The organism is Mycobacterium sp. 141 (assembly GCF_000382405.1).
Classification (GTDB): domain Bacteria; phylum Actinomycetota; class Actinomycetes; order Mycobacteriales; family Mycobacteriaceae; genus Mycobacterium.
In genome coordinates, this window is the sequence record NZ_KB908257.1 from 76589 (window position 1) to 102518 (window position 25930).

Genomic DNA, 25930 nt, shown 5'->3' on the forward strand with positions numbered 1-25930 from the left:
GGCGATCCAGGAGGGATCCTCGCGTGGCAATCTCCGTATTCGACCTCTTCAAGGTCGGCATCGGGCCGTCGAGTTCGCACACGGTCGGTCCGATGCGGGCGGCGCATCTCTTCGTGGCGCTGCTTGCCGACACGGGCCTGCTGGCTCGCGTCGCACGAGTGCGGTGCGAGCTCTTCGGGTCTCTCGGCGCCACCGGTCACGGACACGGCAGCGTCAAAGCGGTGATTCTCGGGCTGATGGGCGAAGAGCCACACCTGGTCGACCCGGTCGACGCTGGACCGAAGGCCGAGGCGGTGCGCGCAGAGCACGCAATCCATCTGGGAGGCACACACCGGGTCACATTTTCTCCTGATGACGATGTCGTCCTCTACCGGAATCGAAACCTCGACTTCCACAGCAACGGGATGGTGTTCACCGCCTACGGCGCCGACGGTGCGGAGCTGCTCCAGCGGGATTACTACTCCGTTGGTGGAGGTTTCGTCGTAGACCGCGATGAGACCGGTGAGGCAGTCCTGGTTCCCGATTCGACTCCGGTGAAGTATCCATTCCGCACGGGTGACGAACTTGTGCGCATCGCGCGTGACGAGCGCCTCTCAATCAGCGGCATCGTCCTAGCTAATGAGCTGGCCTGGCGGTCGGAGGCCGAGGTCCGCGCGGGACTGCTGGAAATCTGGGCGGTGATGCGCGAATGCGTCGAACGGGGGTCCAGGACTGCCGGTGTGCTCCCGGGTGGTCTGAAAGTGCGACGCCGGGCGGCTGAGCTGCGGGCTAGGCTCGAACACGCGTCGTCGGACAGTGATCCATTGCACGCAATGGAATGGGTCACCCTGTACGCGCTGGCGGTCAATGAGGAGAACGCCGCTGGGGGCCGTGTCGTCACGGCCCCCACCAACGGTGCGGCCGGCATCGTTCCCGCGGTCCTGCACTTCTGCGAACGGTTCGTCGTCCCATTCGGTGACGACGAAGTGGTGAGGTTTCTCCTTGCCGCCGGGGCGGTCGGATGGCTGTTCAAGGCGAACGCGTCGATATCAGGCGCTGAGGTCGGGTGCCAGGGCGAGGTCGGCGCGGCGTGCTCGATGGCCGCCGCCGGCCTCGCGGAGGTCCTCGGCGGCACGCCTGAGCAGGTGGAAAATGCCGCAGAGATAGGCATTGAGCACAACCTCGGGCTTACCTGCGATCCGGTAGGCGGGTTAGTTCAGATTCCGTGCATCGAGCGTAACGCGATTGCGTCGGTGAAGGCGATTGCGGCTGCGCAACTTGCGGTGCGCGGCGACGGAATGCACCACGTCTCGCTCGACAAGGCGATCAAGACGATGCGTGAGACAGGCGCTGACATGCAAGACAAGTACAAGGAGACCGCCCGCGGCGGACTGGCTCTGAACATCGTGGAGTGCTGATGGAGCAAAAGGCGGCGTGCGCAATCGATTCGGTGATGCTGGGGGAGAAGCTCCGCCCTCTAACCCCCTACGAACAGAAGACGCTGGCCCGGACAGCGCGGTCGCGGACCGAACCGCATGGGGTAGCGATCCGGGCGCAGATTGTATTGGACTGTGCCGCAGAAGGATTCGCAGCGGCCGCCCGGCGATCTGGCGTTAGCGCACAGACCGCTGCGAAGTGGTGGCGGCGTTTCAGTGAGGGTGGTGTCGACGGGCTCCGGGACAGTGCGAGAAACGGGCGTCCACCGGCCGCAGAGGACGACGTCGCGGCGGTGCTCGACTGCGCGCTTCGGGAGCCGCCTAGCCCAGCGCAAAGGTGGTCGACGCGAATGGTTGCCACCGAAGTGGGTATGAGCCAGGCCACCGTCAGTCGTATCCGGCGTCGATTCTTTCCTCGGCCGAATCGCCGCCTCATCCCGGATGCATCGACCGCGGTCCTTGTCTATGTTGATGTGCATTCGTACGGATGTGCTCTCGGCTTCGCACGCGTTCCCGGCACTCTCGATAGCACGAGCCATCCGGAAGTCCTGGCAGAAGTGATAGAGACCATCTCGTGTGCTGCACTGCTTCAGCGGCCGCACACCGGATATGTTGCGGGAGAAGGGGCGTGGCGGGCGAATGGTCTTCTGCGTCGCGCCGCCGACAAGATCCGGCCCGGGACGAGCGTCACGCTCATCATCGATCAGCCTCTTGATGAGAGCAGCCGTGCGTGGTTGACACAGCACCCAGATTTCACGGTCCAGTCCGTGAGTCCGGCACTGTGGCATGAGGCGGTGTGCGGAACTGCTGACACTCTGGACCCCCGTCAGGTGTCCGAACTGCAGATGGTGCAGCGGAATGTGTGGGCGGCTCGGCGGGATGGTCGACGTGAGTTCACCTGGATCCGATCGGAGCCCGGAACAGCCGACGCACGCTCAGTGACGGGACGGATGGGAGGTGGCCAAGTCAGCGGAGCGCGCTATCGGCCACGTAACGATCGAGTCGTCGTCGTCGAAGGCATCTGTTCCCTGCTGAGAACTGGAGAACTGCGTCCGAACGATCTGATTTCTGATCGGATGCTTGCCCGTCGGACCGGTATGAACCGAAGCCGGGTGATCGAGGCCCTTACGCAGCTTGCGGAAGACCTCGTAATCGATCGCCGTGAGTGGCAGTACGTGATTCCTTCACCGAGCGTCGAGGACATCACCGAGACGTACACGGCGCGCGTGCTGCTCGGGACCGGAATGGTGCGGCGAATAGCATTGGGCCGTCTGCCGCTGCCGCAATCGACCCGCAGTCTTCTGACGAGGTTGACGCGGTGTTGCGAAGCTGGGCTTGCGCATGAGGCATACGTCATCGACCTGGCATTTCAAGACAGCCTGGCCGGCGCGTCCAACTTGTCGCGGATGGTGGGGATATTCGAACGGCTGTCCCTGCAGATACATATGTTCATCCACACGATTGGGCTTGATTACAGCTATCCAATCGATGAGATCGTCAAAGACGCAGAGGCGCTGGTCGTCGCGCTCGAGGCCGGGGACGTCGACGCAGCGTTAATAGCGTGGCGGCGGAAGTTTGACTCTGCCGTCCGCCACATGACGGCGTGCTTGAACGTAGGGCATGGCCGGAGACCGGTTGGTCCCGAGCCGGTCTTCGCAGGAGTCGTTCTCAATGCCGCGCGATAATCAGCCCTGAGCCTCGGTGCGCGGCGGCTTCCGCCTGGTCATAGTCCAGACGATCGGCCGCGCCTATCCCGAACGGGCCGCCTACTTGGTCCGGCTGGCCATCGCGTCGAGGAAGCGGAGCATGTGGCGCGCGCAGTTGTCGGTCTTCTGCCGCCACGCGGCGACCGCCGCCTCGGCATCGTTTTCCTGGCATGCGAGTACCAAGCGGCGACCGTCGGTGACGATCTCGTCGGTGGGGTACTGGTAGTCCAAACCGATGACGGTGACAAACAGTCGCAGCTGAAGTGAGAGCTGGACAAACATCGAACCGATCCGGGGCATATTCGCGCAGCGTGCCAGTTCGTTCTGGAAATCCAAGTCGATCATGTAGGCGTCGTGCGTCAGGTGCATTTCGTGGCAGACCCGCAGACGATCCAGGTAAGCGTCGAGCGCTGGGGGCAAGACGGTCGCGGGATCGGCGAGACGCCGTGCGATTGCGGTGCCGAGAAGGCCGCGCGCGGTATAGGTCTCGATGATGTCGCGCGCACTCGGCATGGGAATCCAGTACCGGCCATTGCGGCGGTCGAGCAGCGCCTCGGAAGCGAACCAGCTGAGCGTCTCGCTGACCCGGGTGGGCGTAAGCCCGGTGCGACGCGAGATGGTGCGCGGAGGAATCTCGTCCCCGGGACGCAACTCGCCACCGCTGATCGCAGTGCACAGTGCGACCATGGCGAGTCCGAGGTCGCCGGATACCGGGTCCGCGGGCGCAGTCGGGATTGGTACCGCACTCGTGCTGGGTCCGTGGTCTGCGGACCGGACCCAGCTGAATCTGTCGGCGTCCTGTGCGCGTGCCGCGCGTATTCGCTCCTGGACGGTCTGCAGTTCGGCGGTTTGCCGGGGATCGAGTTCATCGGCAATCCGATGAACCGCGGCGAACCATGCCTCCCGGGTCAGGACGCGCACGGTGAACTCAGGATGGCGGCGCAGCCAGCGCCCAGCGCCCGAATCCAACTCGGTGTCAACCAACAATGTTGGCGACACCCCGGTGGACAGTGCGCCCGCGGCCCTTTCCAGCAAGGCCGAGAGGCTCATCGAAACTCCTTGCCGCGCTGGAGCTTGTGCCGCGGACGGCCGTGGCGGATGGCCGACAAACGGGTGCGTCAGTAGCGCGGCGCAGAAAATGGTCTCGACGGCATCTAACAAGGCCGCACCGGGGGCGGAGGTGGGCCGAGTTCCGGTTCCATGAGAGAAGCCGAGAACACATCCACTTGGGCCTACCTCGACATAGCTCAGGATTCCCGCCGCGTTGCTGACCACCAGCTGATGGCCGGCGTCTGGATGTTCGAATACGCGGCGCCGGATGCGGCTGACCGTCGCCTGGCTCAATCCGGCGTCCTGGGCGATGGCACGCGTGGACCACCGTTTGTTGCCTTCCGGTGGCGAAAAGAGTGCATATTCCAGCACCGTGTCGATTTCGTCGCTCGATGGGCGGCCGGTGCGCGGGGCGTCGTGCAACCCCGCGAGCCCGTGCTCGGTGAAGCGGCGCCACCATTTCGTGGCGGTCGTCGGACTGACCGAACTCCGACGAGCGGCTTCGGCGACGCCGCCCGATGCGCAGTCGAGAACGATCTGGGCGCGCGTAACCAGACCGTGCGCCTCGCTCCGCGAGGTTGCGGTGCGGGTTAGGGCGTCGCGCTCAGCGGGGGTGAGTGTTCGAAGCCCCTCAACCATTTACTTCCCGTCTGTCACTCCACACCTTCTTTTGACTCAGTGTAAGCGGCGTCCGAGAAAAGGGTGATGTGTGTCACGTAACGCGTCACCCTATCTACACCACTTCGAGGAGGAGTTAGGAGGACAGGATGGGCGACCCGCTGTTTTCGCCGTTCACGCTGAAGAATCTCACCCTGAGAAATCGAATTGTGAGCACCTCGCATGAACCGGCATATAGCGATGACGGGCTCCCCAAGGATCGCTACCGCGCGTACCACCGGGAGAAGGCCCGCGGCGGGGTCGCGCTGACCATGATCGGCGGGAGTGCGCTGGTCAGCCCGGACTGTGCGCCCCCCTTCGGGAACCTCGAGCTGTACCGCGACGAGGCGGTCCCGCTCCTGCAAGCACTTGCCGACGACGTCCACGAGCAAGGCGCCGCGGTGATGACCCAGTTGACTCACATGGGGCACCGAATTCTGGACTACACCGGGGAGTGGGTCCCGGCGGTGTCCTCCTCCGGTACCCGCGAACCCGCACACCGGGCGTTCTCCCGAGTTGCCGAGGAAGGCGACCTACGCCGAATCGCGCGCGAGTTCGCCGAGACGGCGCAGCGCTGCAAAGCGGGCGGGCTCGACGGGATCGAAATCGCCGCGTACAGCAGCCACCTGCTGGACGAGTTTCTTTCGCCATTTCACAACCACCGCACCGACCAGTACGGCGGAAGCTTGGAGAATCGCCTCCGCTTCCCGCTCGAGGTGCTCGCCGCGATTCGTGCGGCGGTGGGGGATGACTTCATCGTCGGCATCCGCATGTCGCTGGACGAACTGCGCAAGGGAGGCCAGGGCATCCTTCCCGACGAAGGTATCGCGATGTGCCGGGCCTTCGAGGCCGCCGGCATCGACTTCTTCTCGGTCTCTCGCGGCAATGTCGACACCGATGCCGCGCTGACCAAGATGATCCCCCCGATGTACACGCCGTCGGCGCCCCATCTGGAGTTCGCCGGCTGGGTGAAAAAGCAGCTGACCAAACCGGTGATGCACGCCGGCCGGATCACCGACGTGGCGACCGCACGCTTCGCCATCGCCGAGGGGCTGCTCGACATGGTCGGCATGGTTCGTCCCCTGATGGCAGACCCGGACCTTCCGATCAAGGCGCAGACCGGCCGGGTGGACGAGATCCGCCCGTGCGTCGGGGCGAGCCTGTGCATCGACTCGATCTACACCTCCGGACAGGCGAACTGCGTCCACAACCCGGCCACCGGGCGGGAAGAGCAACTGCCGCAGCGGATTTCATCGGTGCCCGAGGCGGACCGCAAGAAGTGCATCGTCGTCGGCGGTGGGCCGGCGGGGTTGGAAGCCGCTCGCGTGCTCGGCGAACGCGGGCACGACGTCACCCTCTACGAGGCGAGCGACCGGTTTGGTGGGCAGGTAGCGCTCGCCGCGATCAGCGAACGCCGCCGCGACTTGATCGGGATCATCGATTGGCGAGTAGCCGAGTGCAAACGACTCGGCGTGAAACTGGTGCGCAACCATTACATCGACGTCGACGATCTCGGTTCCACCTTTGACGGCGCCCAGGTGGTGATCCTCGCCAACGGTGGAACTCCGTCCGGACGCGTCGGGGTGCCGGGCGACGAATACGCCATCGACAGCTGGGATGTGATCGCCGGCGGCCGCAAGGTAGGCGGCGATGTGCTGGTGTACGACGACCACGGTGGGCACCAAGCGCTGGATGCCATCGACGCGCTCACCCGCACCGCGGGATCGGTGCAGTACGTGACACCGGAACGCAGCGCCTCGTCGGACGTGGGCGCGTCACCGGCGGTCGGCTACTTCGCCATGATGGCCGACCACGATGTGTCGACCACGGTGCTGCAGCGATTGGTCGAGATCGAGCGTCGGGACGGCCGCCTGGTGGTTCGGCTCGAAACCGACGAGGCCAAGACGCTGCACGAACGCATGGTGGACACGGTGATCATCGAGCACGGAACCGAGCCCGACCCCGAGTTGTACGCAGCGCTGCGAGACAACTCCGTGAATCTCGGGCTGATCTCCATCCCGGAGTTGCTCGCGCGCGGCCCGCAGCCTGCGGACGCCAATCCCAACGGCAAGTACGCGCTGTACCGGGTGGGCGACGCCGTCGCCAGCCGCAACATTCCCGCCGCGATTTTCGACTCACTGAGGCTGTGCAGCGCGATCTAGCCCAACGACTTCCCGAAGAAGAACCCTTCACCAGGCAAAAGGAGTAACGATGTCCTACACACAGATTCCCGAGGAGCACATCCCATGTCCGTGAAAGACGGCGCCCTTACCGAGTTCTCCGACAACCCGGCGATTCTGGCGCGCAAGCGACGGTTCATGCAGCGGATGGTCATCGTGCTGGTGGGCGGTATGTTCATCGACGGCTACATCCTCGGCATCATCGGCCCGGTCGCTCACACCATCGAGCAAGACGCCCGTTTCACCACCGCCTGGATTGGCCTCGAGGCGGCCTCGGCGATGATCGGCATCCTCGTCGGCTCCCCGATCGGCGGCTGGCTGGCCGACAAGGTGGGTCGCAAGCCGATTCTGTTCTGGGACCTCGCGATGTTCACCGTCTTCTCGGCACTGCAGTTCTTCGTCGACGGACCGGCGCAACTGTTTATCGTCCGTCTGTTGATGGGTCTGGCCGTCGGTATCGAATACGCGGTCGGCTGGCCAATGCTCGCGGAGTTCGTGCCGAACCGGCTGCGCGGCAAGCTGATGAGCCTGACGCTGGTCGCCTGGTACGGCGGCTTCATGATCGCGTTCATCATCGGCTACTTCATGGACCAGGCCGGCGTCGACTGGCGGATCACGCTGGGCACCAGCACGTTCATCGCCGGCGGGCTGCTCCTCGGCCGGATCGGATTGCCCGAGTCGCCCCGATGGTTGTGGTCTCAGGGCAGAACCGAGGAGGCACACGGGCTTGTTTTCGAGTACCTCGACACCGAATACCAGACGGACATGATGAAGGCCGCCAGCGGCGGTCCGAAGGGCAGCTTCAAGATGCTGTTCTCGCCGGCCGTGTGGCGGGCGACGGTCTTCATGTCGATCTTCTGGGCCTGTGCGGTCACCCCGTACTTCGCGATCGCGACCTTTGCCGACGGCCTGCTGGGCGATATCGGCATGGAGGGCTTGATGCGCGGTGTGATCCTGGCGGTCTTCGCCTGGTTGGGCGTCATCTTCACGATGTTGATGATCGACCGGTGGAAGCGTCGCACCATGACTGTTCCGACGCAATGGATTGCTGGTGCGCTGCTGGTCCTCATCGCGATCATGGGTAGTTTCGTGCTTCCCGTGGACCAGGTCGGCGTCTTGTCGATGATCATGCTGGTCCTCTTCCTGGCGTACTCGTTCGTCAACGCGATGTACAACGTGATGACGACGATCTACCCGGCGGAGATCTTCCCGACCGAGGTCCGGGCGATAGGCACCGGGTTCGCGGCGGCGGTCAGCCGCCTCGGCGCGGCTGCGGGTCTGTTCCTGATCCCGCTCTCGATGGAGCACTTTGGTTTCACGTGGACGATGGTCTTCGCGGGCGTTGTCGCCTTCGTCGGCGCGATCGTGTCGCAGATCCTGGCCCCGGAGACCAGCGGTAAGTCGCTGAGTGAATTGGCCGGTGATATCAGCCACTGAGCGCTCGTCCTAACAGCCCGGTCCGGGTCGATCCTGATCCGGATCTGGCCGGTACGACACAACGAGTGAAGCGAACGCCGTCTTCGGTTTGGGTTGGAAGACGGCAAAGGAGACACTGAAATTCATGACCATCCGGGTGGCCGTGATCGGTGACGTCGGTGGGCACGTTGAGGAGTTGCGTCGGGAGCTGCGTTCTCTGGGCACGTCGGCTACCGGCGTGCTACCCGACGACCTCGTCGTGATTCAGGTGGGCGACCTCGTCCACCGCGGTCCCGACTCCGACGGCGTCGTCCGCCTCGTCGACTATTACCTGAACACCTACCCGGACCAGTGGATCCAGCTCCTCGGTAACCACGAGGTCCACTACCTGCGGCCGAATACCTTTCTGTGGTGGGATCGGATCGGCTACCTGGAACAGCGCATCCTGAAGAAGTGGTGGCGTGAGGAGAAGCTTCATGCAGCGGTTGCCGTCGAGACCGACGACGAGGAGTTCTTGGTGACGCACGCCGGTGTCACCGAGAAGTTTTGGCGCGAGCACCTCGATGCTCCCCGTACCGCGGTGGAGGCCGCACGCCGAATCAACAGCCTTGCCCGCACCGGATGCGAGACACTCTACGGCGGCGGTGCAATGCTCGGCGTGCTGAATCCGATGGTGGGCCCGATCTGGGCCAGCCGCAATGACGAGCTGGTTCCCGGGTGGGAAGGCACGACGCTCCCGTTCAGCCAGGTGCACGGGCACAGTGGCTCGCACGGCGAGTGCGACCATCCGACGACAACCTACGATCCGGAGCTTCATCACGAGGAGACCCGCTTGGCCGGCGGTCGTCTGATCGGCATCGACCCCGGCCACCTCGCCGAAGCGACCCCGACGTGGGGCGCCTTCGTCGTCACGACCGACTCCCGACCCACGCTCGCATGAGCGACCCCCTGAGAGGACCGCGCATGCCCACTGAGAGTGCGGCCGAACTGGCCGAACTGCTGGCGCAGTGCCGGCCGTTCGATTCGCTGAGCCCAGCCGATCTCGCCGGTGTGGTGGCCGCGGCCAAGATCGAGGAGTACGAGCCGGGCGACCTGATTCTGGACGCCTTCGCGACGACGCCGACCGAAATCTGTGTGGTGATGTCGGGGGAGGTCAACCTCTGGTTCGATCCGGAACGGATCGATGAGGGTCCGGCCGACAAGTTCACCCGAGGAGCGTCGCTCGGGTTCACGGCGGTGCTGTCTGGGCGACCGGCGGGTCCGCGGATCGTTGCGAAGACGAAGGCGACCATCGCTCGCTTGCCGGCCGAGAGCGTCGTCCCGGCGTTCGCGTCACGCAGTGGTGCGCGTTTTCTGGCCGACCATATCTCGCACGTGCGCGGACTCACCGCGTCGGCGCCCCGGTACACGCTGTTGTCCGACTTGGTCTACCGAGAGCCGCTCGTCGTGCGTTCCGACGAATCGGTGACCGCGCTGGCGCAGCGCATGACCGAGCTGGGCCTCCCGTACGCCGCCGTCCACACCGGCGACGGCCAGTTCGGCCTGGTGACCGATGAAGCCTTGCGCCGGAAGGTAATCGGGGAAGGCCTGCCACGGGAATCCCCCGCGAGTGCGGTGATGGACTACCCCGCGATCACCGCTTCGGCGAGCATGTCATCGGCTGACGCCCTGATCATGCTGCTCGACTACGGCGTCTCTTTCCTACTCGTGACCGGCGATGACGGGCGTCTCAAGGGTGCGGTGGGTGAGCGTGACTTCATGCTCGCGCCAACCACTGCCGGTGTCAGCCTGAACGTACGGGTCCGGCAGGCGCGCAGTGTCGATGATCTGGCCACCTACGCGGGTCGGGTTCCGGCGATGCTGGCCGACATCCTGGCGCGCGGCCTGACGGCGGATCGGGTGATTGCGGTCTATTCGGCGCTGATCGCCTCGATCACCCGGCGTGCGATCTTCTTGGTCTTCGATCACGAGGAGTTCGACGATCTCTCGATCGATGCCTTCACCTGGCTCTCGCTCGGCAGTACCGGCCGTCGGGAAGCGGTTCCCTCGTCCGACGTCGATGCCGCGGTGACCTTCGCGGACTCGTACGAGGACCAGATCCCGCGCTACCGCGAAGCATTCAGCGTCGTGGGGGACGTGCTCCAGCTCTGCGGCATCGGGGTGGACACTCACCACGCATTCCCGTCGCACCCGGGGTTCTCTCGAACCGATTCGCAGTGGCGGGAGGCGGCACACGGCTGGCTCACCAAGCCCCAGCAGAACCAGGGCACCATCATGGCCTCGCTCCTGGTGGACGCTCGGCCGATCTTCGGCGACCCGGCGCTGCCGGAGCCCGCGCGCGTATTTCGCGACTTCAATCGGCACCCGGCGACCGTTGAACTGCTCCTGCAGGATTCGCTCTCGCGCCGCGCTCGCCTGCTCTCGGTGCGCGACCGGATCATCGGGCGCGACGAGAGATTCGACATCAAAGGCCGCGGATTACTGCCGATCGTCAATATCGCCCGGTGGGCCTCGCTCAGCGTCGGCTCGCCGGAGTTGCACACCGCTGACCGGCTTCGCGTCGCGGCGGGGTCGGACGTGCTCACCGACCGCTCCGCCAGCCGATTGATCGAAGCGTTCGACGCGCTCCAACTCCTCCGGCTGGAACACCAGTTGCGCCAGATCGAGGCGGGCCAGCACCCCGACGACATCATCAACCTCGACGAACTCTCGGGGATAGACCGCAGCACGATCGAGCAGACGATCAAAGAGGTCGCCGACGTGCAGCGTCGTATGGGACGCGTCGCGCACATGAACTCCGGTGCCGAACTGGTCAAACGCGGCCAACCGGGGTTGACGGCGAGGAAGACCAGATTGCCCGCAACCAGGCCCACAAAACAGAACCGGCAAGAGCGAGACAGGTAAATAGGCCAGGTGGTCAAGGGTTGGCCATCTGAGTCTTCCGGGTATGGGAAGTCGCGGAGGTGATCCGGCCTCGGGCTAACCTCGCTTGGTGAGCACCAACGGGGATTCGGGCGTCCGGTCGGTCCATCGGGCGTTCTCGATTCTCCAGGTGCTCGCGCGCACCGGTCCGACCGGCGTGAGCCGTATCGCCGAGGAACTGGGCATTTCCAAATCCACGGTCTTTCGGCTGCTCGCCACCCTGGAGGCGCGCGGGATGGTGGAGCAGAACGCCAGCCGCGGTGAGTATCAGCTCGGCGACGGAGTGGTGCAACTCGCCGCCGGCGTCACCCAGCGGCATGACATTTCGATCCTCAGTCGAACCGTGTGTCAACAGCTGGCAGCCGATGCCGGCGAGACCGTCAACATTTCGATTCTCGAAGGCGACGAACTGCTCACCCTCGACCAGGTGGTCGGCGCGTCGGCGATCACCACGGTCAACTGGACCGGGCAGCGTCAGCCGTTGCACGTGACCGCGGGTGGGAAGGTTTTCCTCGCCGCGATGAGCGAAGCCGAACTGGACGACTACCTCAGCCGCAAGCTGCCCGCCTTCACCGAGCACACGATCGTCGACCCGGCGCTGCTGCGCGCAGAGGTGGAGCGGGTGCGCGAGACCGGCTGGGCGTATACCGGCGACGAACTCGAGATCGGCCTCGCCGCGTTGGGTGCGCCGATCCGGTCGCTGCGCGGCGACGTCGAAGCCGTGGTGTCCATCTCCGGGCCGTCGTTCCGGGTCAATCGGAACACGGCGCCGGAACTGGCCGATCGCGTCCTCGCGGCGGCGGCAGCGATCTCTGCGCGCAACGGTTATCCGCTTCCTGGCTGATCCGCTACAAGCTACCCGTCGGTAACGATTGACACGGCCTGATCGTCGGCGGAGACTGTTTCGTACAACGGTTTAGTTCCGTAGTACGAAACAGTCTAAGAAGCGGAGCCGACGCCCATGACCGATATTCTTGATGCCCCCGTCGCACCTCGGAGTGCCCGTGAGCGCGCAGCCGAACTCGTCGCCAGGCGAGTACCGGGATACACCCTGGAAACGCCCTTCTATGCCAGCCACGAGATCTTCGATCTGGACATCGAGCTGATCTTCGGTCGGCACTGGATTTTCGTCGCCGCCGAGGCCGAGATCCCGGAGGAAGGCGACTACGTGACCGTCGAGATCGGTGACGAGTCGGTCATCATCGTGCGCGACGACGACATGAATGTGAACGCCTTCCGCAACGTCTGCCGGCACCGCGGCGCGCGTCTGCTCGACGGCCGCTGCGGCGCGGTGGGGAACATCGTCTGCCCGTACCACCAGTGGACTTACGGTACGAACGGTGCGCTGCGGTTCGCCGAGAACCAGGGCGAGTGCTTCGACAAGGTGAAGTTCGGTTTGCGCCCCGTACACGTGCGCGCGATCGCCGGCCTGGTCTTCATCTGCCTGGCTGAGGAGGCTCCCGGTGACATCGAAGACTTTGCCGCCGCGGTAGAGCCGTACCTGACGCCGTTCGACCTGCGCGGCGCGAAGGTCGCCCATCAGACCTCGATCATCGAGGACGGCAACTGGAAGCTCACGATGGAGAACAATCGCGAGTGCCACCACTGCGAAGCCAACCACCCGGAGTTGCTCGGCGCCTACTTCCCGTTCCATCGCTTCGACGAGTCGAGGATCCCCGCGCGGCAGAAGCCGGTTTTCGAGCGCTACCAGGCGGCCAACGCGGCGCTCGCCGCCGCTCGTGATGCCATCGGCTTCCCGTCCAAGCACATCCGTGAACTGGACGCCCGGGTGACCGCGTTCATGGTCGACCACATGCCGCTGCAGGGTAATGGCGCGTCGTACGGCGACGATGGTGCACCGCTCTCCACCAAGCTGATGGGCGCCATCGTCGACCCAATCTTCGGCGACTTCCACATCCACACGCAGCCCAACGGCTGGTTCCACATGCTCGGCGACTGCGCAGTCGTGTTCTCGGCGCTGCCGGTCGCCCCGGACAAGACCCTGGTGCGCACCACCTGGCTGGTTCACCCGGATGCCGTCGAGGGCACCGACTACGACGTCGACAAGCTGACCTTCGTCTGGGAACGGACCAACGCCGAGGACTGCAGCCTGGTCGAGCGCACCCAGCGCGGCGTCACCGATCCCGGCTACCTGCCCGGCCCCTACGGCGTGGTCGAGGACGATGTCGACGCGTTCGTCACCTGGTACATCAAGCGTCTCGGCGCCGAGCTGGCGAAGTGACCGCGGTGCTGGAACCCACGGTCGTCGACGAGGGCGCCGTCCTGCACGCCGGGCCGGGAGCGCCGGAGGTCTGGGAGACCACCGACCGCGCGACGCTGCGGTGCGTCGCGGCGCTCCAGGTGACGCATGACATCAGGTCGTTCGTTTTCGAGCCGGTCGTCGCCCCGGGGCAGCGGGCTGGGATCTTCCACTTCGAGCCGGGCCAGTTCATCACCCTGTTGCTCGAGATCGACGGCATGCCGATCAGTCGTTGCTACACCATTTCGTCGCCGCCCACCCGGCCGCATCGGATGTCCATCACGGTCAAGCGGGTGCCGGGGGGACCGGTGTCCAACTGGCTCCACGACAACGTGGCTCCCGGTACCGAACTGACCGTCGCCGCGCCGGGCGGGGCATTCACCCTCGCGCCCCCCGCGAAAGGGAAATACCTCTTCCTTTCCGCGGGCAGCGGGATCACACCGCTCATGTCGATGACGCGTACGCTCGCCGACCTCGCGGCCGACGCCGACGTGGCGTTCGTGCACAGTGCGCGCACTCCGGCTGACATCGTCTTCCGGCATGAGCTGGCCGCGCACGCCGCCCTGCTTCCCGGACTGACGGTCAGCCACGTCTGCGAGGACGACCACGTGTCCGAAGTGTGGACGGGCCCGCGCGGCCGCCTCACTCCGGAACTGCTCGCGGCGCTGGTTCCGGACTTCCGCGAGCGCACCGTCTTCACCTGCGGCCCGGGCCCGTACATGGCGGCGGTCCGCGAGATCTTGACTGGCCTCGGCTACGACATGGCCAACTACCACGAGGAGAGCTTCGTCTTCCCGGCCGCGCCGACCGCTTCCGAACCGGCCGACGACGGTGCTGCCGGCGGCGTGAACGGTGAGCCGGCTGTCGGGTTCACGATCGAATTCACCAAGTCCGGTCAGAGCGTGGTGTGCGCGCCGGACCAGACCATCCTGGACGCCGCGCTCAAGGCTGGTGTTCGGGTGGCCTCGGCATGCGGCGAAGGCATGTGCGGCACCTGCAAGTCGTCGCTGCTGTGTGGCGACGTGGATATGCACCACAACGGCGGAATCCGCCCGCGCGAGATCCGTGAGGGCAAGATCCTGATCTGCTGCTCGACGCCGAAGTCGGACTTGCAGATTGAGCAGTGAGCGACAATCTTCCGCAGTCGGACTTGCGCCCTAGGCCCTTGTGTTGGCCGGCGGCGCCGGGATCGCGTTGCGGTCCTTGTAGTCCGCGGCGTCGAAGGCCGGTGGACATCCGCCGCGTGATCCTTTGCATCCACGGTGGGCGACTTGAGCGGAGGACTGCGGGACCGCCAGGCAATTCCGCACCGGCCTAGCTAGTCCTCCCACGGGAACGTGTCCAGGCGCTCGGGGCCGTTCGCGGTGACCAGTACCTGGGTTTCGAGCTTGATCGACTCGCTGCCTTTCTCCGCGATCAGGCTTTCCACGTTGATCACCATGTTCTCTTCGAAGCCGCCGTGGCTGTAGTCCGGATCGAAGTCCAGGTGGAGCGGGAGAAACGGCCACTCGTCGGCCATGCCGCTGCCGTGCACGGCGCAGGTATAGCGGTAGGGCTGGTATTTCTCCGGAATCCGCCATGACTTCGCATTGAACTCTGCGAAGGACATCCCGGGCTGCAGCAGCGCCATGTTGTGGTCGATCTGCTCGCGCGCGGCGGCGTAGAGCTCGCGTTGCTTTGGCGTCATGGGCACATGCCCGCAGGTCCAGGAGCGGGAGAGGTCCGCGAGATAGCTGTACGGGCCGACCATGTCGGTGTCGAACGCGACGATCTCACCCAGCTGCACCCGCCGGTCCGAGCACTCGGAATACCAAGGGTTGGTACGCGGGCCGGACAGCAGGAGCTTGGTCTCGAGATACTGGCCGCCCGAGCGGGCGTTCTCATGGTGCAGTTCGGCCCAGATCTCGTTCTCGGTGCGGCCGGGCTCGGAGGCCTCGTAGACACGAGCCATCCCGGCCTCGCAAACCCGAATGGTCCAGCGCATCAGCTCCAGTTCGTCGGGGCTCTTGATGGCGCGGGCCTGCTCGGTGAGCCGGCCGCCGTCGATCACGTCCACCCCGAGTTTGGCCAGCGCGTCGACACCGAGCGGATCAATCCGGTCGACGGCGATTCGGCAGTGCCCGCCGCCGAGCGCCCCCCGGATCTCCGCGGCCCACGATGCCACGTTGCGGTCCGTGGCGTCGCCTTTGGTGAGGTACATCCACGACGTCGCCAACCGCACCTCGTCGATTCCGGGGAGCCCGTCGTTGACGTGCAGCGCACCCTCGAACTCGAACATGATCGCCGGTCCGTCGGCGACGATCAGCGCGTAACGGCACGGGTCGTGCATGGTCCAGATCATCATGTTCGACGAGTCGAGCGCGTACCGGATATTGACCGGGTCGTAGAGCAGGATGGCCGCGCAGTCGTGCAGGGCCAGCTGTTCGCGGAGCCGGCTCAGTCGGTACCTGCGGGCGCGGTTCAGGACATCGGCGCCGATCGTGCTGATCAGCGGCTTGTCGGCGCCGTCGGGGTTCAAGTACGCACGCTTGCGCGGATCGTGAAAAACCTGGCTGGCATCGGATGCGGCTTTGTGCGCGGCGGGACTCTTGGACACAGCGGTCATGTGGTCTCTTTTCGGTCGCGGTCGAACCGGTGCGACACAGTGTGGGCCCGCACACAGCCGGGGAATGGGCTTACCGGCCGGTAGCAAATTGCTGAGTCAGAAGTCCGCGGTAGAGCCATTCGGAGGTAGCGACACCGCGGCGAGCAGCGGTGCAATGGCACTGGAGGCCATCTGGCTAACGCAGGACGAATCCCGGGATGAGGGTGTCGTCGGGGTCGACGCTGAAGAGGTGCTCGCCGGTGCGGAACGCCGTCCCGGTGACCACGGGAACGACGCTCGGGTACCCGAGGGTGATTGCGGTGTCGCGGATGCGTGCGCGGAACTCGGACCCGACGATGGAACCGTGGATCAGTTCGTGCTCGGCGTCGAGAACCCCGCGCGCGGCCAGCGTCGCAACGCGAGCGCCGGTGCCCGAACCGCAGGGTGAGCGATCCACTTGACCGTCGGCGAAGATGGTGACGTTGCGCTGGTGCGGGTTGCCTTGCTCGTCGGTTCCGTCGTCGGCGAAGAAGATGGTGCCGTAGATCCCGCTGAGGCGATCATCTTGCGGATGCCGTGCGTACTCGGTGCCCGACAATGCGGCCTTCACCTCGCGGCCGAGGGCGATCAGTTCGGTGAGGTCCGCGGGAGCGACGTCCAGTCCGACGTCAGCGACGTCGACCTGCGCGTAGATCGCGCCGCCGAACGTCACGTCGGCCTTGATCGTGCCGCGTGAGGTTTCCACCGAGACGTCGCGATGGAGCACGTAGCTCGGCACGTTCACGAACTCGACGCCGGTCACTCGGCCGCCTTTCGAGTGCACCCGCGCGGTGACTCGGCCGGAGGGAACGTCGATCACGACGTCGGTGACACCGGACGGGTCCTCGGCCACTTTCCCGGCGTGCAGCGCCCATGCGCCCAGTGCGATGGTGCCGTGTCCGCACGCCGTGGAGAAGCCGTCCTTGTGCCAGAAGAGCACGCCGAGGTCGGCGCCGTCGTCGTCCGGCGGGACCAGGAACCCGCCGTACATGTCGGCGTGACCCCGCGGCTCAAAGCACAGCAGCTGCCGTAGGCCGTCCACCGCCGGGTCGGTGATGGCGGTGACGCGCTTGGCCGCGACCGTACCGCCGGCCAGCTCCGGGACGTCCGCCACGATGCGGAAAGGCTCACCACCGGTGTGATAGTCGACAGCGGAGATCGGCGCAGCGGACATGGGAGGAGAAGCTATCACCACCAGGACAATCGAAACCCTGTATTACCTGTGCCGGATCGGCAGCACTGAAATCCGCCGTTACAGGCTCATTGTCGGCCGAGAGATAGCTCATTGTTGTAGGAAGTCGCTGAACATGTCCGATCTGATGGATGGCGGCCTGGGGTTTGTCAGCTCTGTGTCGGACGACGGCTCTCGCTAACGTGTCGGAATCCTCACGTGGTCGCCGCAGGCAAACGCGCTTGTACCGAGTAGTCGCCAACTTCTCAATCACTTGACTGCTGCGATCGGCATTCCTTGCCTGCGACTCAGCCCAGTTTCCGAGCCTTCGAGTCCACCTTGACCAGCAAGCAGGGAACGCTGGCCGATCCGAGGCGTACACGACCACCAGTCGGCTCATCGCCGAAAAGGATTGTCATTGAACCAACTGCAGCCGTGGCTGGCCCATCGTTGAGGTGACGCTGATAGCCGGTACGTCCACTCCGGCGGCAGCGGGGCCCAGCTCGACGCTGAAGGTCAGCGCTCGCACTTCCGGGACAGGTACGTGCAGGTCGGCGGCGATCTCTCCGGTGGTGACGGTTCCCTGCGGTCCGAGGATCTGGGAGAACACTCGTGATCTCTCGTGGGTCGGCATTCCGCCGGGCTCACCCTTGCGAAACCCACGGCCGGACAGCTCGATGCAGGTGTTCCGGTAGGCCCAGTCGGTCATGCGCCCCGCACTGTGTGTCGCGTGTGCCAGCGCCATCGCCGAGACCTTGAACTGGTCGCGCACGTCAAGTACCTCGGCGAGGGAGGGATTGGTCCGCAGGTATTCCGGAATGGCCTCGCGAGGGATCAGGAACTCGGACGCAAACTCGTTGGCCTCGCGTTCCTGCGCGGCGTCGTCACACGTGGCGGCCGGATGCAGCACCAGGTGCCCGAGTTCGTGGGCCACATCGAACCGCATCCCTTCCGGGGACCGTCGGCGCGCCAGAAACACGAACGGCTTGTCATCGTGCCACGCGGAGTAGGCATCAACTTCCTCGGCGATCGGCGGCAGCGTGTACACCCGCACTCCGCGGGATTCGGCCAGCTGTACCGCGTTTGGCAGCGGCCGTGTGCCCAGCCCCCACTCGGCCCGCACAAGCCGCGCTGCGAGCCGCGGGTTTTCTCCCGGGTGTATCGGTACGTCTACAGGCGGGAGGACGAATCGCTGGGAGATCCACCGGTCGATCTCTATCCCGATCGACCCGGCGGCCACTGCGGCGCCGCGGTGTCGTGCGGTCGCTTTCCGGGCTGCGCGGAAGCTGACTGTCCGCACCTCGATCTCGGGTACATCAGGGGTCGTGAAGAACTCTGCTGGAAACTCCAAGGCATGCGACAAGGTTTCCGCGAAATCGCTTGGTGCTTCACCGGATTCGTACCGGGACACGGACCGTGGCGTCACCCCAAGTGCTCGTGCCAGCTCGATTTTGGTCAGCCCCCGGCGGGCGCGAGCGATGCGGATGCGGTCGGGATCGAGGAATCGGTCAGGACGCCGGGACGATGGTGAAGTCGACATCGTCGCCTCCCACATCCAAGGGCTTCCTGCCCGTCGCAGGGGTTTCGGGCTCGTACGGGGTAAGCATGACACGGACCAGCCAACCGGTGAACTGGCCGGTCTTTCGTTCGGTGCCCTGCTCGTCGATTCCGGCGGCTTTAGACACTTCCAGCTGCACCCCGAACTCGCCGCGGTGGTACAGCACGAACCACTGCCCGAGCGGCACGTCGTCGTCGATCGAGACAGGAGTTGCTCCGCCGCCCAACAACGCGGCGACGGTGATCAACTCGTATTGGTTGCGGAGCGCTGCGATCGTGGCGGGCCCGCGGCGGTGAGCTGCGCGTGGGCCGTCGACTGATTCCGGATCGCCGGTCGCGGCGTCGCAGCCCACTACCGACAGGCTGACTTTGCCGTCGCCGCGTTCAACGGTGGGCCGGTTGAGTTCGTCGAGCTGTTTCCACTCCCGGCTGTCCACCATGTTGCGGCGCAGCCCGCCTACGGTCCCGATCCACCGAGTTGCACCGGCAGACCCGCGAGGGTGGAACTTATCGATGTCGGCAGCCCGGAGGTCGCCGAGCTCCACGCCCTGGTAGACCGCCTGGACCGGGATGCCGAGGCGACTCAGGTACGACTCGGCTCCATCGGCTGAGACGATCAGGGGTGATGATGCGGGTACAGAGAGTGTCATGGGGAAGTCCTCACTGAGCAGGATGACAGCCCCTCAGATTTTTGCATAGAACCGGACAATCCAGAGGTCACTGGCGTCGCTTCTGCGTGTCGCAACCCCGGCGCGTGATGGCTGGCGTGAATCCACGAGGCCTAATCCCGTCGCCGCAGAACCCGCAATCCGGATCGCGACGCGGTGTGTGTGGTTGTCGGTCACCCTCGCGTGGGAACAGCACCGTATAGGCGGGGTCGTCCTTGTCGTCGAACAGCCCGGTCATTCCCATAATGAATCCATTGACGGCTTCTGCCACAGGAGTGCGTTCAACGCGATGACGCTTGGTGCAGGTACCTCATCGACGTACCGCGTGGCGGGGTGGTCCATCTCCGGCGCGAGGTCGGTCGGATTGATCAGCTGGTTGCGCGGGCGATGCGAATTGGGGCGCTGGCCAAACGGTTGGACAGCGGCCCTGAGGTACGGCAGGCGACGATCCCACAGGCCGTCCGTCGGGATGGTTGAGGGCGTGCGTTCCCTCCCCACGCTGGCGGCTTCCAGCTCGACGCCGAACGTCAGCGCTCGTGCCGGGCGACGAGATGCGGGGAACGAGGGTACTCAGTCGACGCGGTCCAGAATTGCCCGGTCATCTCCAGGGGGGCGGAAATGGGTTGGAGCTGACCTACGTCTTCCTGCCGGCATGTGTTGGGGGCTCGCACGCTCATTGCTCCCACGGCCGACTCGCGTTGGATCGGCAACTCTGAGCTCCGTTCGCAACAGGTTCGTTGCGTCGGCGGAGATGTAACTTCACCTGCGTGGGTCCCCTCGTCGTGCGGTGTGGACCTTCCGCCAACACCCACCTCTGTTGGTCGTCGACGACGGTGCCGACGTCCCTGAGATCACCATCGCAGTGGCCCCTGCGTTTCGTGGACGGGGAGTTGGTGCCGCTCTACTCGATGAGTTGTTCGTGCGAGCCGGCGGGCGGTACGAGGCGCTTGGGCTCAATGTTCACCAACGCAATCCGGCGCGTCGTCTGTATCAACGCAAAGGTTTTCAGCCGGTGGGTCGAGGCCGGGGAGCTCTTGGCATTGCAATGCTTAAGTTTACGAGGTCGGGAACAAATCCAGGGAAACCCATGTTGACCGGTTCGACAACAAGTTGAGTGAAACAGACTCAAGTCTGGGTTGACAAGCGATAGCCGGTCGGAGCAGACTTGAGCGCAGTCCGCTCAGACCCCTATATGTCTAACAGGAGGCAACACTATGGCTCGTGCGGTCGGTATCGACCTCGGGACCACCAACTCCGTCGTCGCGGTTCTGGAAGGTGGCGACCCCGTCGTCGTCGCCAACTCCGAGGGCTCCCGCACCACCCCGTCGGTCGTCGCGTTCGCGCGCAACGGCGAGGTGCTGGTTGGTCAGCCCGCCAAGAACCAGGCGGTGACCAACGTCGACCGGACCATTCGTTCGGTCAAGCGCCACATGGGCACCGATTGGTCCGTGGAGATCGACGGCAAGCACTACACGGCGCAGGAGATCAGCGCGCGTGTGCTCATGAAACTCAAGCGGGACGCCGAGGCCTACCTCGGTGAGGACATCGCTGACGCCGTCATCACCGTGCCCGCGTACTTCAACGACGCCCAGCGTCAGGCCACCAAGGAAGCCGGCCAGATCGCCGGCCTCAACGTGCTGCGCATCGTCAACGAGCCGACCGCGGCCGCCTTGGCCTACGGCCTGGACAAGGGCGAGAAGGAACAGACCATCCTGGTCTTCGACCTCGGTGGCGGCACCTTCGACGTCTCGCTGCTGGAAATCGGCGACGGCGTCGTCGAGGTCCGCGCCACCTCCGGTGACAACCACCTCGGTGGCGACGACTGGGACGACCGCATCGTGGAATGGCTGGTCGACAAGTTCAAAGGCACTTCGGGCATCGACCTGACCAAGGACAAGATGGCCATGCAACGGCTGCGTGAAGCCGCCGAGAAGGCCAAGATCGAACTCTCGAGCTCGCAGAGCACCTCGATCAACCTGCCCTACATCACCGTCGACGCCGACAAGAACCCGCTGTTCCTCGACGAGCAGCTGACCCGTGCCGAGTTCCAGCGCATCACCCAAGATCTGCTGGACCGCACCCGCAAGCCGTTCCAGCAGGTGATCAAGGATGCCGGCATCGCCGTGGGCGACATCGACCACGTGGTGCTGGTGGGTGGTTCCACCCGGATGCCCGCGGTCACCGACCTGGTCAAGGAGATGACCGGCGGCAAGGAGCCCAACAAGGGCGTGAACCCCGACGAGGTTGTCGCCGTGGGTGCCGCGCTGCAGGCCGGTGTGCTCAAGGGTGAGGTGAAAGACGTTCTGCTGCTTGACGTCACCCCGCTATCCCTCGGTATCGAGACCAAGGGTGGCGTGATGACCAAGCTCATCGAGCGCAACACCACCATTCCCACCAAGCGGTCGGAGACCTTCACCACCGCCGACGACAACCAGCCGTCGGTGCAGATCCAGGTCTTCCAGGGCGAGCGCGAAATCGCTTCGCACAACAAGCTGCTCGGTTCCTTCGAGCTGACCGGCATCCCGCCGGCCCCGCGCGGTGTGCCGCAGATCGAGGTCACCTTCGACATCGACGCCAACGGCATCGTGCACGTCACCGCCAAGGACAAGGGCACCGGCAAGGAAAACACGATCAAGATCCAGGAAGGCTCGGGCCTGTCCAAGGAAGAGATCGACCGGATGATCAAGGACGCCGAGGCGCACGCCGACGAGGACCGCAAGCGTCGCGAAGAGGCCGACGTCCGCAACCAGGCCGAGTCGCTGGTCTACCAGACGGAGAAGTTCGTCAAGGAGCAGCGTGAGGCCGAGGGTGGCTCGAAGGTGCCCGAGGAGACGCTGAGCAAGGTCGACGCGGCGATCTCCGACGCCAAGAAGGCGCTGGAAGGCACCGACATCGCTGCGATCAAGTCCGCGATGGAGAAGCTGGGTGAGGAGAGCCAGGGGCTGGGGCAGGCCATCTACGAGGCCACTCAGGCCGAGCAGGCCGCCGGCGGCGCTTCCGGCTCCACCAGTTCCGATGACGACGTGGTTGACGCCGAGGTCGTCGAGGATGACAGGGAGACCAAGTGAGTGAGAACGATTCGCACGAGCCGGTGACGATCACCGACAAACGGCGCGTCGATCCCAGCACCGGCGAGGTACGCCCGCGCACGCGAGGAGTAGAACAGCCAGAGCAGGCGTCGGCCCCCAGCGGGCCGGCGTCCGCCGCGCCCGGCGCCTCGGGTCCGGCCGCCGACACCGGCGCATCCAACGATGAGATCGCCGAATTGAAGGCCACCCTGCAGCGGGTCAAGGCGGAGTACGACAACTACCGCAAGCGCGCCCTGCGGGATCAGCAGCTCGTCGCCGAGCGGAGCAAGGGCGCCGTCGTCACCCAGTTGCTGGGCGTGCTCGATGACCTCGAGCGGGCCCGCAGCCACGGTGACCTGGAATCCGGACCGCTCAAGGCCGTTGCCGACAAGCTGATCGGCGCGCTTGAGGGGCTTGGCCTTTCCGCATTCGGTCAAGAGGGCGACGAATTCGACCCGTCGCTGCACGAGGCCGTGCAGCACGAGGGCGACGGAACCCATCCGGTGATCGGAACGGTGATGCGCCGCGGCTACAAGGTCGGTGATCAGGTGGTGCGGCACGCCATGGTCGGTGTCGTCGACACCGTGCCCGGCGCCGGCGGTGCCGATAATCCGGACGCCGCAGCCGCCCAGGCCCCAAAATCAAACAACTAGACGAACCAACTAAAGAGACGAGGTAAGGAGGTGGCGCAGTATGGCCCAGCGTGAATGGGTCGAAAAGGACTTCTACAAGGAGCTTGGCGTCTCCTCTGACGCCAGCGCCGACCAGATCAAGAAGGCCTACCGGAAACTGGCCTCCGAGCTGCATCCCGACCGGAACCCCGATGCGGGAGCCGCGGAGCGGTTCAAGGCGGTATCCGAAGCCAACAGCGTTCTGTCGGACCCCGCGAAGCGCAAGGAGTATGACGAAACCCGGCGGCTGTTCGCCGACGGCGGCTTCGGCCGCCGGTTCAACACCGGCGGCAGCGGTGGCGGTGGCGGCTTCAGTGGCGGATACGGTGCCGACGGAGCTGAATTCAACCTCGGTGACCTATTCGATGCGGCCGGACAGAGCGGCGGCGCGAACATCGGTGATCTCTTCGGCGGATTGTTCGGGCGCGGTGCGCAACCGCGCCCGAGCCGGCCGCGGCGGGGCAATGACCTGGAAACCGAGACCGAACTGTCGTTCCTGGAAGCCACCAAAGGCGTGGCCATGCCGCTGCGGCTGACCAGCCCGGCGCCGTGCACCAACTGCCACGGCAGCGGTGCGCGTCCGGGCACCAGCCCGAAGGTGTGCCCGAACTGCAACGGTTCTGGTGTGGTCAACCGCAACCAGGGCGCGTTCGGGTTCTCCGAGCCGTGCACCGAATGCCGGGGCAGCGGCTCGATCATCGAGCACCCGTGTGACGAGTGCAAAGGTACCGGTGTCACCACCCGCACCCGCACCATCAACGTCCGCATCCCACCGGGCGTCGAGGACGGGCAGCGGATCCGGTTGGCCGGACAGGGTGAAGCCGGGTTGCGCGGCGCACCATCTGGAGACCTCTATGTCACCGTGCATGTGCGCCCGGACAAGGTGTTCGGCCGTGACGGCGACGACCTGACCGTCGCAGTCCCGGTGAGCTTCCACGAACTGGCGCTTGGCACAACGCTTTCCGTGCCCACGCTGGACGGCAAGGTCGGCGTCCGGGTGCCCAAGGGCACGTCCGACGGCCGGATCCTGCGGGTTCGTGGACGCGGAGTGCCCAAGCGGTCCGGTGGTCACGGCGACCTGCTGGTCACCGTGAAGGTGGCGGTACCGCCGAAGCTCGAAGGCGAAGCGGCCGAGGCGCTGGAGGCATACGCGAAAGCCGAGCGGGCCAGCGGTTTTGACCCGCGGGCCGGATGGGCGGGCAACGTATGAGTAAGCGTAAAGAGGAAGCCCGCACGTTTCTGATCTCGGTGGCAGCCGAGCTGGCCGGTATGCACGCGCAGACCCTGCGCACATACGACCGGCTCGGCCTGGTCACCCCGCAACGCAGTTCCGGTGGGGGACGGCGGTATTCGGAGCGTGACGTCGATCTGCTGCGCGAGGTGCAGCGCCTGTCCCAGGACGAAGGCGTCAACCTCGCCGGCATCAAGCGCATCATCGAACTCACCAATCAGGTCGATGCCCTGCGTGCCAGGGTTTCGGAGCTGACCCAGCAGGTGGAGCAGCTCAGCGGAGGCTCCCGCCACGATGTCGGGATGACCTCCAAGGCCGTGGTCGTCTGGCAGCCCCGGCGGGGCGTCCGCTAGTTGCCGAGCGGCCAGTTATTGCACGCGAATTTCGAAAAACCGTGTCATAACCGGCCATTCGACATTTAGCTGACCTTGATCGAAAACGTACTGGTTTCCGGCTGTCCCGGAACGGCCATCGCGTAGTCGCCGCGGCATAGTGCGTCGGTGGGCGCGGCCATCGGCTCGATCCCGATGACTTCGTCGTTGTTTGGTGCGAAGAGCTGCGCGGCCGGATAGCCGCGCACGAACGTCACCTCGACACGCCGTCCGCCCCCCGAGATCGCGAATACCGAACCATCGCCAACCTGGTCGAACCCATGGTCGAGTTCGGTGGCCTTGAGCGGCTCGGTGCCGCCAACCCATTCCTCGGTGTCGCCGGTTGGGATGCCCCAGTTGTCCACCGGCAGATGCCGCATGGTCGGCGTCTGCAGTTGCCACTCCGCACGGGGCACGTCGGGGAGCTTGAGATACGGGTGATAGCCGTAACACAGCGGCACCGACGCGGCCGTCGACGGCATCACCGTGGTGGCCACGGTGAGCGTGCGGTCGGCCAGCGTCACCGTCATCGTCAGGATGTGCGGGAACGGGAAGGTCGTCAGCAGCCGCGGCTTACCACCCCAGTCGAGGATCGCGACCAGCTTGTTGTCGGTCTGTTCGATCACCAACCAACCGGGGTTGGCGGCCAGTACACCATGGATGGGCACACCATGTTGGTCGCTGCGGACCCCGGCCACGCCGGGTGTGAGCGTCACGACCGCGCCGTTGATGGCATATTTGCTGGCGCTCAACCGGTTTGCCCACGGGTAGAGGATCGGGATGCCCATTGTCTTGCCGCTGGTGATGTAGGCCTCCAAGCCGCGTCGCTGCCCGAGAAACTCGACGCCGTCATCGGCCAGCGATGTGCACACCATGCCGGCGACCGGTACGTACGTGGCGGTCAGAGCTGACGACGGGTCGCGCAGGATGACGGGCTGGAAGTCGGCCATGGCGCCAGTCTGTC

Annotated in this window: 20 protein-coding genes; 14 read left to right on the plus strand and 6 right to left on the minus strand. The window is 65.3% G+C overall.

Annotated elements, in window-relative coordinates:
* Positions 1–23 precede the first annotated feature (23 nt).
* Entirely contained in the window at positions 24–1397 is a 1374-nt protein-coding gene (locus H276_RS0105505) for an L-serine ammonia-lyase (RefSeq protein WP_019970305.1), read from the plus strand.
* 35 nt (positions 1398–1432) lie between these two features.
* Positions 1433–3100: a helix-turn-helix domain-containing protein gene (locus H276_RS23865; protein WP_255327459.1), complete on the plus strand. Its 1668-nt coding sequence runs from the start codon at positions 1433–1435 to the stop codon at positions 3098–3100.
* An 81-nt stretch (positions 3101–3181) separates the two neighbouring features.
* Here the strand turns inward: H276_RS23865 and H276_RS0105515 are convergent, their stop codons facing one another.
* Positions 3182–4810, minus strand: a complete 1629-nt coding sequence (locus tag H276_RS0105515; protein ID WP_019970307.1) for a helix-turn-helix domain-containing protein — start codon at positions 4808–4810, stop codon at positions 3182–3184.
* A gap of 128 nt (positions 4811–4938) precedes the next feature.
* On the opposite strand from H276_RS0105515, the gene H276_RS0105520 reads away from it, so the two are divergent.
* The 7 genes from H276_RS0105520 to H276_RS0105550 all read left to right on the plus strand — a co-directional run bounded on the left by H276_RS0105520 (position 4939) and on the right by H276_RS0105550 (position 14733).
* Positions 4939–6990, plus strand: coding sequence for an NADH:flavin oxidoreductase (locus H276_RS0105520; RefSeq protein WP_019970308.1), 2052 nt, complete (start codon positions 4939–4941; stop codon positions 6988–6990).
* Between the two features lie 84 nt (positions 6991–7074).
* Complete coding sequence (locus H276_RS0105525) at positions 7075–8445, plus strand: MFS transporter (protein ID WP_019970309.1); 1371 nt, start codon at positions 7075–7077, stop codon at positions 8443–8445.
* A 124-nt stretch (positions 8446–8569) separates the two neighbouring features.
* On the plus strand, positions 8570–9364 hold the full coding sequence (locus tag H276_RS0105530; protein ID WP_036460682.1) for a metallophosphoesterase: 795 nt from the start codon (positions 8570–8572) through the stop codon (positions 9362–9364).
* A gap of 23 nt (positions 9365–9387) precedes the next feature.
* A complete protein-coding gene (locus tag H276_RS0105535; protein ID WP_019970311.1) occupies positions 9388–11328 on the plus strand; it encodes a putative nucleotidyltransferase substrate binding domain-containing protein in 1941 nt (646 codons plus the stop codon).
* A gap of 88 nt (positions 11329–11416) precedes the next feature.
* Positions 11417–12190 carry an IclR family transcriptional regulator gene (locus tag H276_RS0105540; protein ID WP_019970312.1) on the plus strand — a complete coding sequence of 258 codons (774 nt, stop codon included), beginning with the start codon at positions 11417–11419 and terminating at the stop codon, positions 12188–12190.
* Between the two features lie 117 nt (positions 12191–12307).
* On the plus strand, positions 12308–13588 hold the full coding sequence (locus H276_RS0105545) for an aromatic ring-hydroxylating dioxygenase subunit alpha (RefSeq protein ID WP_019970313.1): 1281 nt from the start codon (positions 12308–12310) through the stop codon (positions 13586–13588).
* On the plus strand, positions 13585–14733 hold the full coding sequence (locus H276_RS0105550; protein WP_019970314.1) for a hybrid-cluster NAD(P)-dependent oxidoreductase: 1149 nt from the start codon (positions 13585–13587) through the stop codon (positions 14731–14733). Before H276_RS0105545 ends, H276_RS0105550 begins: the two co-directional genes overlap by 4 nt.
* 191 nt (positions 14734–14924) lie before the next feature.
* Here the strand turns inward: H276_RS0105550 and H276_RS0105555 are convergent, their stop codons facing one another.
* From H276_RS0105555 to H276_RS0105580, 4 genes are all read right to left on the minus strand, one after another.
* Positions 14925–16211: a Xaa-Pro peptidase family protein gene (locus tag H276_RS0105555; RefSeq protein ID WP_019970315.1), complete on the minus strand. Its 1287-nt coding sequence runs from the start codon at positions 16209–16211 to the stop codon at positions 14925–14927.
* 175 nt (positions 16212–16386) lie between these two features.
* A complete protein-coding gene (locus H276_RS0105560) occupies positions 16387–17403 on the minus strand; it encodes a proline racemase family protein (protein ID WP_019970316.1) in 1017 nt (338 codons plus the stop codon).
* A 412-nt stretch (positions 17404–17815) separates the two neighbouring features.
* Positions 17816–18940, minus strand: a complete 1125-nt coding sequence (locus tag H276_RS0105570; RefSeq protein ID WP_081625419.1) for an XRE family transcriptional regulator — start codon at positions 18938–18940, stop codon at positions 17816–17818.
* Positions 18909–19607, minus strand: coding sequence for a hypothetical protein (locus H276_RS0105580; RefSeq protein WP_019970319.1), 699 nt, complete (start codon positions 19605–19607; stop codon positions 18909–18911). The genes H276_RS0105570 and H276_RS0105580 overlap by 32 nt, the downstream gene beginning before the upstream one ends.
* Before the next feature lie 805 nt (positions 19608–20412).
* On the opposite strand from H276_RS0105580, the gene H276_RS25625 reads away from it, so the two are divergent.
* From H276_RS25625 to H276_RS0105605, 5 genes are all read left to right on the plus strand, one after another.
* Complete coding sequence (locus H276_RS25625; protein ID WP_369758410.1) at positions 20413–20739, plus strand: GNAT family N-acetyltransferase; 327 nt, start codon at positions 20413–20415, stop codon at positions 20737–20739.
* Between the two features lie 100 nt (positions 20740–20839).
* Positions 20840–22693: a molecular chaperone DnaK gene (gene dnaK, locus H276_RS0105590; protein ID WP_019970321.1), complete on the plus strand. Its 1854-nt coding sequence runs from the start codon at positions 20840–20842 to the stop codon at positions 22691–22693.
* Complete coding sequence (gene grpE / locus H276_RS0105595; protein ID WP_019970322.1) at positions 22690–23346, plus strand: nucleotide exchange factor GrpE; 657 nt, start codon at positions 22690–22692, stop codon at positions 23344–23346. Before dnaK ends, grpE begins: the two co-directional genes overlap by 4 nt.
* 40 nt (positions 23347–23386) lie before the next feature.
* A complete protein-coding gene (dnaJ, locus tag H276_RS0105600) occupies positions 23387–24574 on the plus strand; it encodes a molecular chaperone DnaJ (RefSeq protein WP_019970323.1) in 1188 nt (395 codons plus the stop codon).
* A complete protein-coding gene (locus tag H276_RS0105605) occupies positions 24571–24948 on the plus strand; it encodes a heat shock protein transcriptional repressor HspR (protein ID WP_019970324.1) in 378 nt (125 codons plus the stop codon). Before dnaJ ends, H276_RS0105605 begins: the two co-directional genes overlap by 4 nt.
* A gap of 65 nt (positions 24949–25013) precedes the next feature.
* On the opposite strand, the gene H276_RS0105610 is transcribed toward H276_RS0105605, so the two are convergent.
* On the minus strand, positions 25014–25916 hold the full coding sequence (locus H276_RS0105610) for an aldose 1-epimerase (RefSeq protein ID WP_019970325.1): 903 nt from the start codon (positions 25914–25916) through the stop codon (positions 25014–25016).
* Between the last annotated feature and the right edge of the window lie 14 nt (positions 25917–25930).